The organism is Microbulbifer mangrovi (assembly GCF_002009015.1).
Classification (GTDB): Bacteria; Pseudomonadota; Gammaproteobacteria; order Pseudomonadales; family Cellvibrionaceae; genus Microbulbifer; species Microbulbifer mangrovi.
Genome location: NZ_LZDE01000252.1, coordinates 1 through 16220 on the forward strand (window position 1 = coordinate 1; position 16220 = coordinate 16220).

A 16220-nucleotide genomic window follows, 5' to 3' on the forward strand; every position below is an offset into this window, starting at 1 on the left:
TGGAACGTTCAAACTTTTCTTTTCCCATTTTCAATGTCCTCTAGCTAAAAGAAGTTAGGAAATTAGCCTTTGTTTTTCGCAATGATTTCGTCAGCGACGTTTTTCGGCGCTTCAGCGTACTTCAGGAATTCCATGGTGTAGGTCGCACGGCCCTGGGTAGCTGAACGCAGGTCAGTGGCGTAACCGAACATCTCGGCCAGCGGCACTTCAGCGTTAACAACCTTACCGGAGGCACTGTCGTCCATACCTTGGATCAGACCACGACGACGATTGAGGTCACCCACAACGTCACCCATGTTCTCTTCCGGGGTAACCACTTCCACTTTCATCATAGGCTCGAGCAGAACCGCGCCGCCAACATCAGCCAGCTTCTTGGTTGCCATGGAACCTGCGATCTTGAACGCCATTTCGTTGGAGTCCACATCGTGGAAAGAGCCGTCGTACAGGGTAGCCTTCAGGCCCAGCAGCGGGTAGCCAGCCAGAACACCGTTCTGCATCTGCTCTTCGATACCCTTCTGTACCGCCGGAATGTATTCCTTCGGTACCACACCACCAACGATGGCGTTTTCGAATTCCAGGCCTTCCTGGGACTCGTCTTCTGCCGGCTCGAACTTCACCCATACGTGACCGTACTGACCGCGACCACCGGACTGACGAACGAACTTGCCTTCGATCTCAGAGGTGTTGCGGATAGTTTCACGATAGGCCACCTGCGGCTTACCAATGTTGGCCTCAACGTTGAATTCACGACGCATACGGTCAACGATGATGTCCAGGTGCAGCTCACCCATACCGGAGATGATGGTCTGGCCGGTCTCTTCGTCGGTCTTAACGCGGAAAGAGGGGTCTTCCTGAGCCAGCTTGCCCAGTGCGATACCCATTTTTTCCTGGTCCGGCTTGGACTTCGGCTCTACCGCTACGGAGATTACCGGCTCCGGGAACTCCATGCGCTCGAGAACGATCTTGGCGTCTTCAGCACACAGGGTATCACCAGTGGTCACGTCCTTCAGGCCGATCGCAGCAGCGATGTCGCCCGCCAGTACTTCTTTGATCTCTTTGCGGTCGTTGGAGTGCATCTGCACCATACGGCCGACACGCTCTTTCTTCTGCTTCACGGAGTTGTATACCGCGGTGCCGCTTTCCAGCTTACCGGAATACACACGGAAGAAAGTCAGAGTACCAACGAAGGGATCGGTAGCGATTTTGAATGCCAGTGCAGCGAAGGGGGCATCGTCGTCGGCCGGACGAGTCTCAACAGTCTCATCGGCGTCCAGCAGAGTACCTTCGATTTCACGCACCTGGTTCGGCGCAGGCAGGTATTCGATAACCGCGTCCAGCATGGCCTGTACGCCCTTGTTCTTGAACGCAGAGCCGCCCAGAACCGGTACGATTTCGTTGGCCAGAGTGCGCTGACGGATAGCTGCCTTGATTTCCTCTTCGGACAGCTCACCTTCTTCCAGGTATTTTTCCATCAGCTCTTCGGTCGCTTCCGCCGCTGCTTCCACCAGGAACTCGCGCATTTCTTCGCACTCGTCCTGCATGTCAGCCGGGATGTCGGCGTAGTCGAAAGTCATACCCATGTCTTCTTCGTTCCACAGGATGGCTTTCATTTTGACCAGGTCGACTACACCTTTGAACTCGTCTTCGGAGCCAATGGTCATCTGCAGCGGAACAGCGTTCGCGTTCAGACGGGTCTTCAGCTGGCCGACAACCTTGCGGAAGTCTGCACCGGCGCGGTCCATCTTGTTCACGAATACCATGCGCGGCACTTCGTATTTGTTGGCCTGACGCCATACAGTTTCGGTCTGCGGCTGCACACCGGAAGAGCCACACAGAACAACAACAGCGCCGTCCAGTACACGCAGGGAGCGCTCCACCTCAATGGTGAAGTCAACGTGTCCGGGGGTGTCGATGATGTTTACGCGATGCTGCGGAAACTGCTGCTGCATGCCAGCCCAGAAACAGGTGGTCGCTGCAGAGGTGATGGTGATACCACGCTCCTGCTCCTGCTCCATCCAGTCCATGGTTGCGGCACCCTCGTGCACCTCACCAATTTTGTGGGACAGACCGGTGTAGAACAGTACGCGCTCGGTAGTCGTGGTTTTACCGGCGTCTACGTGGGCGCAGATACCGATATTGCGATAGCGTTCGATAGGCGTTTTACGTGCCACAGTTGTATCCTCGATATAACGGCAAAAGGCAGCTGAGCTCAAGTTAAAAAACTAGCCCTGCTGCCTTTCGGTTTTAATTTCCGATGTGGGTATTCATCAGACTTAGAAGCGCCACTATCTTAGAAACGATAGTGGGAGAACGCTTTGTTGGCTTCCGCCATACGATGCACGTCTTCACGCTTCTTGACCGCGCCGCCCTTGTTCTGGGAAGCATCGATCATTTCATTGGCCAGACGCTGGGCCATGGACTTCTCGCCGCGCTTACGGGAGAAATCTACCAGCCAGCGCATTGCCAGCGCGGTACGACGTGCGGGACGCACTTCTACCGGCACCTGGTAGGTAGCACCACCAACACGACGGGATTTTACTTCCACCATCGGGGCGATGTTTTCCAGGGACTCTTCAAAAACTTCAATCGGATCTTTGTTCAGCTTTTCTGAAACCAGATCCAGCGCACCGTAAACGATGCTCTCTGCCACAGACTTCTTACCAGAGATCATGACATGGTTCATGAACTTGGCCAGAGTCACGTTCCCGAACTTGGGATCGGGCAGCACTTCGCGCTTGGCGACTACTCGTCTTCTTGGCATGGGATTGCCTCTCTTCAGGGTTACTCTGAGACGCCGCCGTACTAACTTCAATAGTAACTACAAATCGGCGAGCTCAGCCTTACTCCGGTTATTCGTTAAACCGAAACGCAAATTGACCTTTGGGAATTAACCCTTAGGACGCTTGGCGCCGTATTTGGAACGGCCCTGCTTGCGATCGTTTACGCCGGCACAGTCAAGTGCACCGCGTACAGTGTGGTAGCGCACACCCGGCAGGTCTTTTACACGACCGCCGCGAATCAGCACCACGCTGTGCTCCTGCAGGTTGTGGCCTTCACCGCCGATGTACGAAGTTACTTCGTAACCGTTGGTCAGGCGCACACGACAAACTTTACGCAGTGCGGAGTTCGGCTTCTTCGGTGTAGTGGTATACACACGAGTACAAACTCCACGGCGCTGCGGGCTAGCTTGCAGTGCAGGCACGTCGCTTTTTTCAACTTTGCGTTTTCTCGGCTTACGAACCAACTGGTTGATCGTTGCCATTAAAAATCACTCCAAAATAAAACGCCCCCACCTTTACAGCAGCGGGGGCCTATCGTCAGTGCGCGACTTCCGCCCGGCCCATGGACCAACCGGCAATCGCACCCCATTAGCGGGGGCCGCATTCTATAAGCGCGACAACCCCGAGTCAATCACCTGCCGAAGTAAATACTCACATCGGCGGGCAATTGCGATCCGGAACTGGCCGGCTGACCTTCCCACAGAGAAAACCAACCGGTCAGACTTCTCCGTTCCGTCGACCTTATTCCCCGGAAGATTTCAGGGCTTCGGTCAGCGCAGCTTCCACCTCTTCTGCAGAAGGACCTTCGGCGTAGCCTTGGGTCACCTGCTGGGTGCGCTTGCGTTTGCGCTCTGCGTGGTAGGCCAGACCGGTACCGGCCGGGATCAGACGACCCACTACCACGTTTTCCTTCAGACCACGCAGGCTGTCTTCCTTGCCGGTTACTGCCGCTTCGGTCAGCACTCGGGTGGTCTCCTGGAAGGAGGCCGCAGACAGGAAGGACTCGGTCGCCAGAGACGCTTTGGTAATACCCAGCAGCAGACGCTCGAACTGCGCGGGCTGCTTGCCTTCGGCACGCAGACGCTCGTTCTCTTCCACTACGCGCTGGTATTCAACCTGGTCGCCTTTGATGAACTCGGAGTCACCCATCTCGAGGATTTCAACTTTACGCAGCATCTGACGCACGATGGTTTCAATGTGCTTGTCGTTAATGCCTACACCCTGGAGGCGGTAAACCTCCTGAATCTCGTTGGTGATGTAGCGCGCCAGCTCTTCCACACCCTTCAGACGCAGAATGTCGTGCGGGTTGGACGGGCCGTCGGAAATCACCTCGCCCTTCTCTACGGTTTCACCCTCGAACACGGTCAGCTGGCGATGCTTCGGAATCAGTACTTCGTAGTGATCCTTGCCGTTGGCCAGCGGCTTGCCATCTTTCGGGGTGATCTGCAGGCGAACCTTGCCCTTGGTCTCTTTACCAAAGGACACGGTGCCTGAGATCTCCGCCAGGATTGACGGCTCTTTCGGCTTACGCGCTTCGAACAGGTCGGCAACACGCGGCAGACCACCGGTGATGTCCTTGGTACCGCCGGATTCCTGCGGAATACGTGCGACGATGTCACCCACGTTCACCTTGTCGCTGTCCTTCAGGCTCAGGATCGCGCGCGGCGGCAGTGCGTAGTGCGCCGGTGCGTTGGAGTTGGCCAGGGTCAGCTCTTCACCGTTCTCGTCGACCAGGGTTACGGCCGGACGCAGGTCTTTACCTGCCGCCGGGCGCTCCGCCGGATCGATGATCTCGATGGAGGACAGGCCGGTAATCTCATCGGTCTGCTTGCGGATGGACAGGCCTTCTTCCATACCAGACAGCTTCACCCAACCGGCAACTTCGGTGATGATCGGGTGGGTGTGCGGGTCCCACTTGGCCACAATCTGGCCACCGTCAATGCTGGAACCTTCGTCGACACTGATCACAGCACCATACGGTAGTTTGTAACGCTCGCGCTCACGACCCGCAGGGTCGGCTACCGCCAGCTCACCCGAGCGGGAGACCGCTACCAGGTTGCCACTTTCGGTTTTAACGGTCTTCACATTGTGCAGACGTACAGTACCGGGCTGCTTGACCTGAATGCTGTCAGCAGCAGAGGCACGGCTCGCCGCACCACCAATGTGGAAGGTACGCATGGTCAGCTGGGTGCCCGGCTCACCAATGGACTGGGCTGCAACAACCCCCACGGATTCACCCGGGTTGGCGCGGTGGCCACGGGCCAGGTCGCGACCGTAACACTGGGCACAGATACCGTGGGCAGTTTCACAGGAAATCGCGGAACGCACGATAACCTCGTCGATACCCATACCTTCGATGCGCTCTACCCAGGCTTCGTCGATCATGGTACCGGCCGGAACGGCAATCTCTTCGCTGCCCGGTTTGATGACGTCACGCGCCACAACACGGCCGAGGATACGGTCACCCAGGGACTCGATCACGTCGCCGCCCTCGATCACCGGCGCCATGGTCAGGCCATCGTCGGTGCCACAGTCAATCTCGGTGATTACCACGTCCTGCGCCACGTCTACCAGACGACGAGTCAGGTAACCGGAGTTCGCGGTTTTCAGTGCGGTATCCGCAAGACCTTTACGAGCACCGTGGGTCGAGATGAAGTACTGCAGTACGCTCAGACCTTCGCGGAAGTTCGCGGTAATGGCGTTTTCGATAATGGAGCCATCCGGACGCGCCATCAGGCCACGCATACCGGCCAGCTGACGAATCTGCGCTTCAGAACCACGAGCACCGGAGTCCGCGTACATGTATACGGAGTTGAATGAGTCCTGTTCGGTCTCTTTACCTTCGCGATCGATTACCGGCTCTTTCTTGATACCGGCCATCATCGCCTGGGTCACCTTGTCATTGGTACGGGACCAAACGTCGATGACCTTGTTGTATTTCTCGCCCGCAGTTACCAGACCGGACGCGAACTGGGTTTCGATTTCCTTCACTTCCTCTTCCGCGGAAGCGATCAGCTCGGCTTTTGCCGCCGGAATCTCGAAGTCGTTCACACCGATGGAGGAACCGGACTTGGTGGAGAAGTCGAAACCGGTGTACATCAGCTGGTCAGCAAAGATGACGGTCGCCTTCAGGCCTACCTTGCGGTAACACTCGTTCAGAACGCGGGAGATCGCCTTCTTCTTCATCGGCTGGTTGACGTACTCGAACGGCAGGCCTTCCGGCACGATGTTCCACAGCAGCGCACGACCGACAGTGGTGTCGTAAATAGTGCGGGTAACCTGCTTCTCACCGTCTTCGCCGATGGAGGTCTCGTCGATACGCACCTTGATCTTCGCCTGCAGACCTACCTGCTTGGCGTAGAACGCGCGGCTGACTTCCTTGATATCGGAGAAGGACATGCCCTCACCTTTATCGTTTACTCGCTCACGGGTCATCCAGTACAGACCCAGCACCACGTCCTGGGACGGTACGATGATCGGCTCACCGTTGGCGGGCGACAGGATGTTATTGGTGGACATCATCAGCGCGCGGGATTCCAGCTGCGCTTCGATAGTCAGCGGTACGTGTACCGCCATCTGGTCACCGTCGAAGTCGGCGTTGTACGCCGCACACACCAGTGGGTGCAGCTGGATTGCTTTACCCTCAATCAGGACCGGCTCGAACGCCTGGATACCCAGACGGTGCAGGGTCGGTGCACGGTTCAGCAGTACCGGGTGCTCGCGGATCACCTCGTCGAGGATATCCCACACCACCGCTTCTTCGCGCTCGACCATTTTCTTGGCCGCCTTGATGGTGGTGGCCAGGCCGCGGGTTTCCAGCTTGCCGAAAATGAACGGCTTGAACAGCTCGAGGGCCATTTTCTTCGGCAGACCACACTGGTGCAGACGCAGGGTCGGACCAACCACGATCACGGAACGGCCGGAGTAGTCAACACGCTTACCCAGCAGGTTCTGACGGAAACGACCCTGTTTACCCTTGATCATGTCAGCCAGGGACTTCAGCGGGCGCTTGTTGGAACCGGTAATGGCGCGACCGCGACGACCGTTGTCCAGCAGTGCGTCCACGGACTCCTGCAGCATACGCTTTTCGTTGCGCACGATGATGTCCGGCGCATTCAGCTCGAGCAGGCGCTTCAGGCGGTTGTTACGGTTGATCACGCGACGGTACAGATCGTTCAGGTCGGAAGTCGCGAAGCGGCCACCGTCCAGCGGTACCAGCGGACGCAGATCCGGCGGCAGAACCGGCAGAGCCTGCATGATCATCCACTCCGGCTTGTTGCCGGATTTGTAGAAGGCTTCCAGCAGCTTGAGGCGCTTGGACAGCTTCTTGATCTTGGTCTCGGAGTTGGTCGCCGGAATCTCTTCGCGCAGGCGCTGGATTTCGGACGGCAGCTCGATGTCGTTCATCAGCTCCTGGATGGCTTCAGCACCCATCTTGGCTTCGAACTCGTCGGCGAACTCTTCCATCGCTTCGAAGTACTGTTCGTCGTTCAGCAGCTGACCGCGCTCCAGGGTGGTCATACCCGGATCGGTAACCACGTAGGATTCGAAGTACAGCACGCGCTCGATATCGCGCAGGGTCATGTCCAGCAGCAGGCCGATACGGGACGGCAGGGATTTCAGGAACCAGATGTGCGCGACCGGGCTCGCCAGCTCAATGTGGCCCATGCGCTCACGACGCACCTTGGCCTTGGTTACTTCAACACCGCACTTTTCGCAGATGATGCCGCGGTGCTTCATGCGCTTGTACTTACCGCACAGGCACTCGTAGTCCTTTACCGGGCCAAAGATCTTGGCACAGAACAGGCCTTCACGCTCCGGCTTGAAGGTACGGTAGTTGATGGTCTCGGGCTTTTTCACTTCGCCGTAAGACCAGGAACGGATCATTTCTGGCGAAGCCAGACCGATACGGATCGCGTCAAATTCTTCCAGCTGCTCCTGGGCTTTCACCAGGTTTAACAAATCTTTCAAGGCCTTTCCTCCACTAGGGGGTAGTCAACCCGGCCAACTGCTTCTGGGGCCGGGAGCGCCGGCGGTGTTTCACAACCGCCGGCCTCTATCTACTAAATCCGATTGTTACCGGTCTTACTCGTTTTCCAGCTCGAAGTTCATACCCAGCGAGCGGATTTCCTTGACCAGTACGTTGAAGGATTCGGGCATGCCCGGCTCCATGCGGTGGTCGCCATCCACGATGTTCTTGTACATCTTGGTACGACCTTCAACGTCATCGGATTTGACCGTGAGCATTTCCTGCAGGGTGTAAGCGGCACCGTATGCTTCCAGTGCCCACACTTCCATCTCACCGAAACGCTGACCACCGAACTGCGCCTTACCACCCAGCGGCTGCTGGGTAACCAGGCTGTAGGAGCCGGTAGAACGCGCGTGCATCTTGTCGTCTACCAGGTGGTTCAGCTTCAGCATGTACATGTAGCCCACGGTGACCGGACGCTCGAAAGAGTCACCCGTTCGGCCGTCGTACAGTGTGATCTGTCCGGAATCCGGGATGTCTGCGAGACGCAGCAGCTTCTTGATCTCAGGCTCTGCGGCACCGTCGAATACCGGGGTCGCCATGGGTACACCGCGACGCAGGTTTTCAGACATCGCCATCACTTCCTGGTCAGACAGCTCGTCCAGCTCTTCCTTGTTACCGCCGGTGGAGTTGTAGACCTCTTCCAGGAATCCGCGGATTTTGGCCGCTTCCTGCTTTTCCTTGACCATGCGATCAATCTTCACACCCAGACCCTTGGCGGCCATACCCAGGTGCATCTCCAGAACCTGCCCCACGTTCATACGGGACGGTACACCCAGCGGGTTCAGAACCACGTCTACCGGCTCGCCGTTCTCGTCGTACGGCATGTCTTCCACAGGCTTGATCACGGAGATCACACCTTTGTTACCGTGACGACCGGCCATCTTGTCGCCGGGCTGGATGCGACGCTTGATCGCCAGGTATACCTTGACGATTTTCAGCACGCCCGGCGCCAGATCGTCGCCAGATTCCAGTTTTTTCTTCTTGTCTTCGAACTGCTCGTCGAGCAGCTTGCGACGCTCTTTCAGCTGCGCTTCGGCTTTTTCCAGCTGCTCGTTCAGGCTCTCTTCTGCCATGCGCAGCTTGAACCAGTCTTCGCGCGGCAGGCCAGCCAGAACTTCAGCGTTCAGCACATCACCCTTCTTCACGCCCTTGCCACCGGCGACCTTCTGGCCGTCCAGTGCCGCCGCCAGACGCTCAAAGGTGGCGCCTTCCACGATGCGGTATTCCTCGTTGAGGTCCTTGCGAACTTCGTCGAGCTGGGCTTTTTCGATCGCCAGGGAGCGCTGGTCTTTCTGCAGACCGTCGCGGGTGAATACCTGTACGTCGATCACGGTACCGCGGGTACCGGACGGTGCGCGCAGGGAGGTATCTTTAACGTCAGACGCCTTCTCACCGAAGATCGCACGCAGCAGTTTTTCTTCCGGGGTCAGCTGGGCCTCACCTTTCGGGGTTACCTTACCGACCAGGATATCGCCGGCACCGACTTCCGCACCGATGTACACGATGCCGGACTCATCCAGCTTGTTCAGCGCAGACTCGCCCACATTGGGGATATCCGCGGTGATTTCCTCACTGCCCAGCTTGGTGTCACGGGCAATACAGGTCAGCTCCTGAATGTGGATGGTGGTGAAGCGGTCTTCCTGCACCACGCGCTCGGATACGAGGATGGAGTCCTCGAAGTTGTAGCCGTTCCAGGGCATGAACGCGATGCGCATGTTCTGGCCCAGAGCCAGCTCGCCCAGGTCGACGGACGGGCCGTCGGCGAGGATATCGCCGCGCGCTACAACGTCACCGGTCTTAACGATCGGACGCTGGTTGATACAGGTGTTCTGGTTGGAGCGGGTGTACTTGGTCAGACCGTACAGATCCACACCCGCGTCACCGGCTTCCACCTCTTCGTCGCGCACGCGCACAACCACACGGCTGGCGTCGACACGCTCGATCACACCGCCGCGCTTGGCCACGATACATACGCCGGAGTCGCGCGCTACGGTGCGCTCCATGCCGGTACCTACCAGCGGCTTTTCAGCGCGCAGGGTCGGAACGGCCTGACGCTGCATGTTCGAGCCCATGAGAGCGCGGTTGGCGTCATCGTGCTCGAGGAACGGAATCATCGCCGCTGCCACGGAAACCACCTGACGGGCGGACACATCCATGTACTGGATTTCGTCCGGGGTCTTCAGGGTGAATTCGTACTGGTAACGCACGCTGACCAGGTCGTCGGTAAAGCGGCCATTTTCGTCGACGGCTGCGGACGCCTGTGCAACAACGAAGTTGGCTTCGTTGATCGCAGACAGGTATTCGATCTGGTCGGTCACCTGACCGTCGACAACCTTGCGGTACGGGCTCTCGAGGAAACCGTAGTGGTTGGCGCGGGCGTAGGTGGCCAGAGAGTTGATCAGACCAATGTTCGGACCTTCCGGTGTCTCAATCGGACATACGCGACCGTAGTGGGTCGGGTGTACGTCGCGCACCTCAAAGCCGGCGCGTTCGCGGGTCAGACCACCCGGGCCCAGTGCAGATACACGGCGCTTGTGGGTAACTTCCGACAGCGGGTTGTTCTGGTCCATAAACTGGGACAGCTGGGAGGAGCCGAAGAACTCCTTCACCGCAGCAGCCACTGGCTTGGCGTTGATCAGATCCTGCGGCATCAGGCCTTCGGATTCCGCCATGGACAGACGCTCTTTCACCGCGCGCTCTACACGTACCAGGCCCACACGGAACTGGTTTTCGGCCATTTCGCCCACGGAACGCACACGACGGTTACCCAGGTGGTCGATATCGTCCACCATGCCGCGACCGTTGCGGATCTCGATCAGGGTCTTGAGCACGTCGACGATGTCTTCCTTGCTCAGGGTGCCCTCACCGGTCTCGTCTTCACGACCCAGGCGACGGTTGAACTTCATGCGGCCAACAGCGGACAGGTCGTAACGCTCGTCGGAGAAGAACAGGTTCTCGAACAGGGACTCTGCAGATTCCTTGGTGGGCGGCTCGCCCGGGCGCATCATGCGGTAGATCTCGACCAGCGCTTCCAGCTGGGTGCGAGACGGATCCGCACGCAGGGTATCGGAAATAAACGGACCGCAGTCGAGGTCGTTGGTGTACAGGGTCTCGAAATTCTTGACGTTCAGGATGCGCAGCTTGGCAACCACTTCGTCGGTGATTTCGGTATTACATTCCACCGCCACTTCGCCGGTGGAATCATCGATGATGTCGTTCGCCAGAACGCGACCGTTCAGGTAGGTCAGCGGAGCTTCAAGCTTCTCTACACCGGCCTTTTCCAGCTGACGGATATGACGCGGGGTAATACGGCGACCTTCCTCAACAATCACCTTGCCGCTGCCGTCCTTGATATCGAAAGAGGCAACATCACCGCGCAGGCGCGATGGGATCAGGTCGAGGCTGACGGTGTCGTCTTCCAGGGTGAACTTGCTGGTGTCGAAGAACATTTCCAGCATTTCCTGGGAGGCATAACCCAGGGCGCGCAGCAGAATGGTCGCCGGCAGCTTGCGGCGACGGTCGATACGCACGTACACGAGATCTTTCGGGTCGAACTCGAAGTCCAGCCAGGAGCCGCGGTAAGGAATCACCCGCGCGGCGTAAAGCAGTTTGCCGGAAGAGTGGGTCTTGCCTTTGTCGTGATCGAAGAATACACCCGGGGAGCGGTGCAGCTGGGATACGATTACACGCTCAGTACCATTGATCACAAAGGTACCGTTTTCGGTCATGAGCGGAATTTCGCCCATGTAGACTTCCTGCTCCTTGATGTCCTTGATGGACTTATTCGCAGATTCTTTATCGTAAATAATCAGGCGTACGCGAACCCGCAGCGGACAGGCGTAAGTCACACCGCGCAGGGTACATTCCTTGACATCGAAGGCAGGTTTGCCGAGGGTGTAGCTAACGTACTCCAGTGCGGCGTTGCCAGAATAACTGACAATCGGAAATACAGACTTGAACGCCGCCTGCAAGCCCATGTCCAGGCGCTCATCCGGGCGCGTGTCGGCCTGAGTAAATTTGCGATACGAGTCCAACTGTATCGCAAGCAGGAAAGGTACATCCATGACCTTAGGCAGCTTGCCAAAATCCTTGCGGATACGTTTTTTCTCAGTGTATGAGTAAGCCATTCATATTCCCCAGCTTGATCGGTGACAAGACTTCATCAGAACTGCGGTCAGTTATCTGACGATACGCAGTCCATCCGGGCGAGAAGTCTCTGCACATTGCGCTACGCTTAAAACAGGTGGTTAAAAATGCACCGCCCTGTGCGCAAACCTCTCGGTTTTTTTGCCATTTGTTGCGCTCCGGTCGTCTTTCCCTGGCGGGAAAAAGCCCCATGCCGCAAACGGCAAAAAGGCCGGCGGACAAATGTCCACCAGCCTTGCCGTCAGTGGTTGATTACGCAGCCACTGACGGTGGTGTGTAGATCCGAATTACTTCAGTTCTACGGTAGCGCCAGCTTCTTCCAGCTCTTTCTTCGCTGCTTCGGCTTCGTCTTTGGACACGCCTTCTTTCAGCGGGCTCGGAGCGCCGTCTACCAGAGCTTTGGCTTCTTTCAGGCCCAGACCAGTGATGCCGCGAACAGCTTTGATCACGTTCACTTTCTTGTCGCCAGCAGAGGCCAGGATTACGTCGAACTCGTCCTTTTCTTCTGCAGCAGCTTCGCCGCCAGCCGGTCCAGCCATAACAGCAGCAGCTGCGGTTACGCCGAACTTCTCTTCCATAGCTTCGATCAGCTCAACAACGTCCTTAACGGACATTTCAGCGATCGCATTGATGATATCTTCTTTAGTCAGAGACATGAGTTAGTACCTGATTTCGTGTGAGCAGGAAACTGCTCGTAATTTCTTTAAAAGTTGAAAACTGCCATTTCGCTTCAGCGAAACAGTTACGCAGCTTCCTGCTCTTTTTGGTCGCGAACGGCCGCAATAGTGCGAACCAGTTTGCCAGCAGAGGCTTCTTTCATGCAGCTCATCAGCTTCGCGATTGCTTCATCGTAAGTCGGCAGGCTTGCCAACAGAGCGATGTCAGTCGCTACGCCTTCGAAGGCGGCACCTTTCAGCTCCAGCTTGTCATTGCCCTTAGCGAACTCCTTGAGGATGCGCGCGCCGGCACCCGGGTGTTCGTTGGAGAAAGCAATGATGCTGGGACCGACGAAGTTCTCAATGAGACATTCGAATTCGGTACCGGCCAGAGCGCGACGCGCCAGAGTATTGCGGACGACTTTCAACCAAACGCCGTTCTCGCGAGCCTCTTTGCGCAGGGCAGTCATGTCGTTCACGGTAACGCCGCGGGAATCCGCAACCACCGCCGACAGAGCACCCTCAGCAGCCTGCTGGACTTCCGCGACAATCGCTTTCTTGTCTACGAGTCCAATAGCCATAGTGTCACTCCTGGATTTGAATGAAGGCCGGGAACTACATGTAAACCCGGCCCGTTCCGGTGCATAAAGCTCAAATCCAGTAAAAATACTGGTTTGGGCACACCGTCTGCGTAGGCTCACCCCCGTGAATGGCCAACCTGGCCTGAGGGCGGATTAAGCGGAGGGCATTTAAACCTCAAACACCCGCCGCACCTACGGTCTTTGACGACCCACCTACCCGCTTGCGCCGGTGGTGGACCCCAAAGTTCTTTTTACTGAACGTTGTCAATTTTCAGAGAATTGAATTCTCGGAAAATTATTTAACGTCCAGAGAAGCCTGGTCGATGGTCAGACCCGGGCCCATGGTAGTGCTCAGGGTGATCTTCTTCAGATACACGCCTTTTGCGGAAGCCGGCTTGGCCTTTTTCAGGTCAGCTACCAGGGCTTCCAGGTTTTCCTTCAGCAGGTTTGCGTCGAACGCCACCTTGCCGATACCACCGTGGATGATGCCGCCTTTGTCAGCGCGGAAACGCACCTGACCAGCCTTGGCATTTTTAACGGCAGTCGCAACGTCCGGGGTAACGGTGCCGGTTTTCGGGTTCGGCATCAGGCCGCGCGGACCGAGGATCTGGCCCAGCTGGCCAACAACGCGCATAGCGTCCGGAGAAGCTACGACTACGTCAAAATCCATCTTGCCGGCTTTAACTTCAGCCGCCAGCTCGTCCATACCTACCAGGTCGGCGCCAGCTTCTTTAGCGGCGTCGGCATTGGCACCCTGGGTAAATACGGCAACGCGTACTTCTTTACCGGTACCGTGCGGCAGAGTGGTTGCACCACGTACAGCCTGGTCGGATTTACGCGGGTCAATACCCAGATTGATGGCAGCATCAACAGTTTCCGCGAACTTAACGTTGGAAAACTCTTTCAGCAGCGCAACGGCTTCATCGATACCGTATGCTTTGCCAGCTTCAATTTTCTCAGCGATAGCACGCTGACGCTTGGTCAATTTAGCCACTTACACACCCTCCACTTCGATACCGGCACTGCGGGCGGAACCAGCGATGGTGCGCACCGCTGCATCCATGTCGGATGCAGTCAGGTCTGCCTTCTTCATTTCCACGATCTCTTCGATCTGAGCGCGGGTCACTTTGCCTACTTTCTCAGTGTTCGGACGGCCGGAACCGCTCTTGATCTTGGCAGCCTTGCGCAGCAGTACTGCGGCGGGCGGGGATTTCATGATGAAGGTGAAGGAGCGATCGCTGTAAACAGAGATCACTACCGGTACCGGCAGGCCCGGCTCCAGGCTCTGGGTCTGTGCGTTGAACGCTTTACAGAACTCCATGATGTTCACGCCGTGCTGACCCAGTGCAGGACCAACGGGCGGACTCGGGTTGGCCTGACCGGCCTTCACTTGCAGCTTGATGTAAGCTTCAATTTTCTTAGCCATTACAGCTTCCTCTTTAACTGGGTATTAGCGCCTGCGCTGTACACTTTTACAAACATGCAGCGCTCAGCTCCCCTGTTTACCCCAAACACCGCTCAACACGGTTTTCAGGGACGCGAAAGCCCCCTTCCACCCATGGTGAAAGAGGGCCGAATCCTTTCAGCTCGAACTCAGTTCTTTTCTACCTGACCGAATTCAAGCTCTACCGGAGTGGAGCGACCGAAGATCAATACTGCCACCCGCAGGCGACTCTTCTCGTAATTGACCTCTTCAACCACACCGTTGAAATCATTAAAGGGACCGTCGATAACGCGGACCATCTCACCCGGCTCAAACAATGTTTTAGGCTTGGGCTTGTCGACAGAATCATCGATGCGATTCAGGATGGCCTGAGCTTCGCGATCGGTAATCGGGGCCGGCTTGTCCGCCTTGCCACCGATGAAACCCAGCACACGAGGAGTTTCTTTTACCAGATGCCAGGTGTCATCATTGAGCTCCATTTCCACCAGCACGTAACCGGGGAAAAACTTGCGCTCACTTTTGCGCTTCTGACCGGCACGCATTTCCACCACTTCCTCGGTGGGGACCAGCACCTCTCCGAAGAGGTGATCCATTTCGTGCAGCTCAATGCGCTCCTTGAGAGAAGTCTTTACACGCTTCTCATAGCCGGAGTAAGCCTGAACTACATACCAATGCTTTGCCATGGATTAACCTTTAGCCAATGATCTTGGAGGCAGCCCAACCGAGGCCGGAATCCAGCGCCCACAGAATGACAGCCATCAGCAGCACGAACACCACCACAATCAATGTGGTCTGGGTTGCTTCCTGACGGGTGGGCCACACTACGCGGCGCACTTCATTCTGCGCTTCACGCAGCAGATTCCAGAAGGCATTACCCTTCTCGGTCTGCACGGCCACAAATACAGCCGCCAGGCAAAGCACTACGATTGCCAGCACACGATACAGCAGGGGGATTTCGGCGTAGTAGGAATTGCCCGCCACAGCAGCACCAACAAGCAGCACCACTAACAGCCATTTAAGGCCGTCAAGACGAAAGGTTTTCGCCTCTACTTTAGCATTCATACAAAGAAGCCTTTAGCGCGCCCAGTTACTGTAAGGCGCCTTTATTGCCAACGACCGCAAAGAGCGACAGCAGTACAGGATAGCCCAACTGCAGGCCCCTTGCGGGCATCTGAAAGTTGGCAGGCCAGGAGGGACTCGAACCCCCAACAGCCGGTTTTGGAGACCGGTGCTCTACCAATTGAACTACTGGCCTGGAACACTTCCGGGGCAAACTGCGTCACCACCGAAAAAAATGAGGGGCGGATCATACCACCCACCCCAGCATTTGCAAGCGTGACCGCCAATTCATATTGGCGACCACACTCAACGCATCGATTACTCGATGATTTTGGCTACAACGCCCGCACCAACGGTACGACCACCTTCGCGGATCGCGAAACGCAGGCCATCTTCCATGGCGATCGGAGCGATCAGGGTAACGGTCATCTGAACGTTATCGCCCGGCATTACCATCTCGGTACCTTCCGGCAGCTCACACGCACCAGTTACGTCGGTAGTACGGAAGTAGAACTGCGGACG

12 protein-coding genes and 1 tRNA gene are annotated in these 16220 nt (G+C 56.9%); all 13 read right to left on the reverse strand.

Annotation, left to right across the window (positions count from 1 at the left end; genetic code table 11):
- Positions 1-62 precede the first annotated feature (62 nt).
- Positions 63-2171 (reverse strand): elongation factor G, encoded by a 2109-nt coding sequence (gene fusA, locus B4U49_RS04425; protein WP_078083376.1) that lies wholly within the window; start codon positions 2169-2171, stop codon positions 63-65.
- 119 nt (positions 2172-2290) lie between these two features.
- A complete protein-coding gene (rpsG, locus tag B4U49_RS04430) occupies positions 2291-2761 on the reverse strand; it encodes a 30S ribosomal protein S7 (protein ID WP_066967219.1) in 471 nt (156 codons plus the stop codon).
- A gap of 126 nt (positions 2762-2887) precedes the next feature.
- Positions 2888-3262, reverse strand: coding sequence for a 30S ribosomal protein S12 (gene rpsL / locus B4U49_RS04435; RefSeq protein WP_067150990.1), 375 nt, complete (start codon positions 3260-3262; stop codon positions 2888-2890).
- Between the two features lie 259 nt (positions 3263-3521).
- The gene (gene rpoC / locus B4U49_RS04440) at positions 3522-7751 is read right to left on the reverse strand and encodes a DNA-directed RNA polymerase subunit beta' (RefSeq protein WP_078083377.1); all 4230 of its coding nucleotides are present in this window, start codon (positions 7749-7751) and stop codon (positions 3522-3524) included.
- A 114-nt stretch (positions 7752-7865) separates the two neighbouring features.
- Positions 7866-11939: a DNA-directed RNA polymerase subunit beta gene (gene rpoB, locus B4U49_RS04445; protein ID WP_078083378.1), complete on the reverse strand. Its 4074-nt coding sequence runs from the start codon at positions 11937-11939 to the stop codon at positions 7866-7868.
- Between the two features lie 306 nt (positions 11940-12245).
- A complete protein-coding gene (rplL, locus tag B4U49_RS04450) occupies positions 12246-12614 on the reverse strand; it encodes a 50S ribosomal protein L7/L12 (RefSeq protein WP_078083379.1) in 369 nt (122 codons plus the stop codon).
- An 86-nt stretch (positions 12615-12700) separates the two neighbouring features.
- On the reverse strand, positions 12701-13195 hold the full coding sequence (gene rplJ, locus B4U49_RS04455) for a 50S ribosomal protein L10 (RefSeq protein WP_078083380.1): 495 nt from the start codon (positions 13193-13195) through the stop codon (positions 12701-12703).
- A gap of 295 nt (positions 13196-13490) precedes the next feature.
- Positions 13491-14189: a 50S ribosomal protein L1 gene (gene rplA, locus B4U49_RS04460; RefSeq protein WP_066967239.1), complete on the reverse strand. Its 699-nt coding sequence runs from the start codon at positions 14187-14189 to the stop codon at positions 13491-13493.
- The gene (gene rplK, locus B4U49_RS04465) at positions 14190-14621 is read right to left on the reverse strand and encodes a 50S ribosomal protein L11 (protein WP_078083381.1); all 432 of its coding nucleotides are present in this window, start codon (positions 14619-14621) and stop codon (positions 14190-14192) included.
- A 167-nt stretch (positions 14622-14788) separates the two neighbouring features.
- On the reverse strand, positions 14789-15322 hold the full coding sequence (gene nusG / locus B4U49_RS04470; protein ID WP_078083382.1) for a transcription termination/antitermination protein NusG: 534 nt from the start codon (positions 15320-15322) through the stop codon (positions 14789-14791).
- Positions 15323-15332: 10 nt separating this feature from the next.
- Positions 15333-15701 carry a preprotein translocase subunit SecE gene (gene secE / locus B4U49_RS04475; protein ID WP_078083383.1) on the reverse strand — a complete coding sequence of 123 codons (369 nt, stop codon included), beginning with the start codon at positions 15699-15701 and terminating at the stop codon, positions 15333-15335.
- A 117-nt stretch (positions 15702-15818) separates the two neighbouring features.
- Positions 15819-15894: transfer RNA gene (locus B4U49_RS04480), tRNA-Trp, on the reverse strand.
- 122 nt (positions 15895-16016) lie between these two features.
- On the reverse strand, positions 16017-16220 hold a 204-nt coding region (locus tag B4U49_RS04485; protein ID WP_476703364.1), incomplete at its 5' end, for an EF-Tu C-terminal domain-related protein.

What these genes read in the sequence shown, in the direction of transcription:
- rpsG (WP_066967219.1), bottom strand. Translation starts at nt 2,761, where the DNA reads ATGCCAAGAAGACGAGTAGTCGCCAAGCGCGAAGTGCTGCCCGATCCC.
- rpsL (WP_067150990.1), bottom strand. Translation starts at nt 3,262, where the DNA reads ATGGCAACGATCAACCAGTTGGTTCGTAAGCCGAGAAAACGCAAAGTT.
- rplK (WP_078083381.1), bottom strand. Translation starts at nt 14,621, where the DNA reads ATGGCTAAGAAAATTGAAGCTTACATCAAGCTGCAAGTGAAGGCCGGT.
- nusG (WP_078083382.1), bottom strand. Translation starts at nt 15,322, where the DNA reads ATGGCAAAGCATTGGTATGTAGTTCAGGCTTACTCCGGCTATGAGAAG.
- rplJ (WP_078083380.1), bottom strand. Translation starts at nt 13,195, where the DNA reads ATGGCTATTGGACTCGTAGACAAGAAAGCGATTGTCGCGGAAGTCCAG.
- secE (WP_078083383.1), bottom strand. Translation starts at nt 15,701, where the DNA reads ATGAATGCTAAAGTAGAGGCGAAAACCTTTCGTCTTGACGGCCTTAAA.
- rpoB (WP_078083378.1), bottom strand. Translation starts at nt 11,939, where the DNA reads ATGGCTTACTCATACACTGAGAAAAAACGTATCCGCAAGGATTTTGGC.
- rplL (WP_078083379.1), bottom strand. Translation starts at nt 12,614, where the DNA reads ATGTCTCTGACTAAAGAAGATATCATCAATGCGATCGCTGAAATGTCC.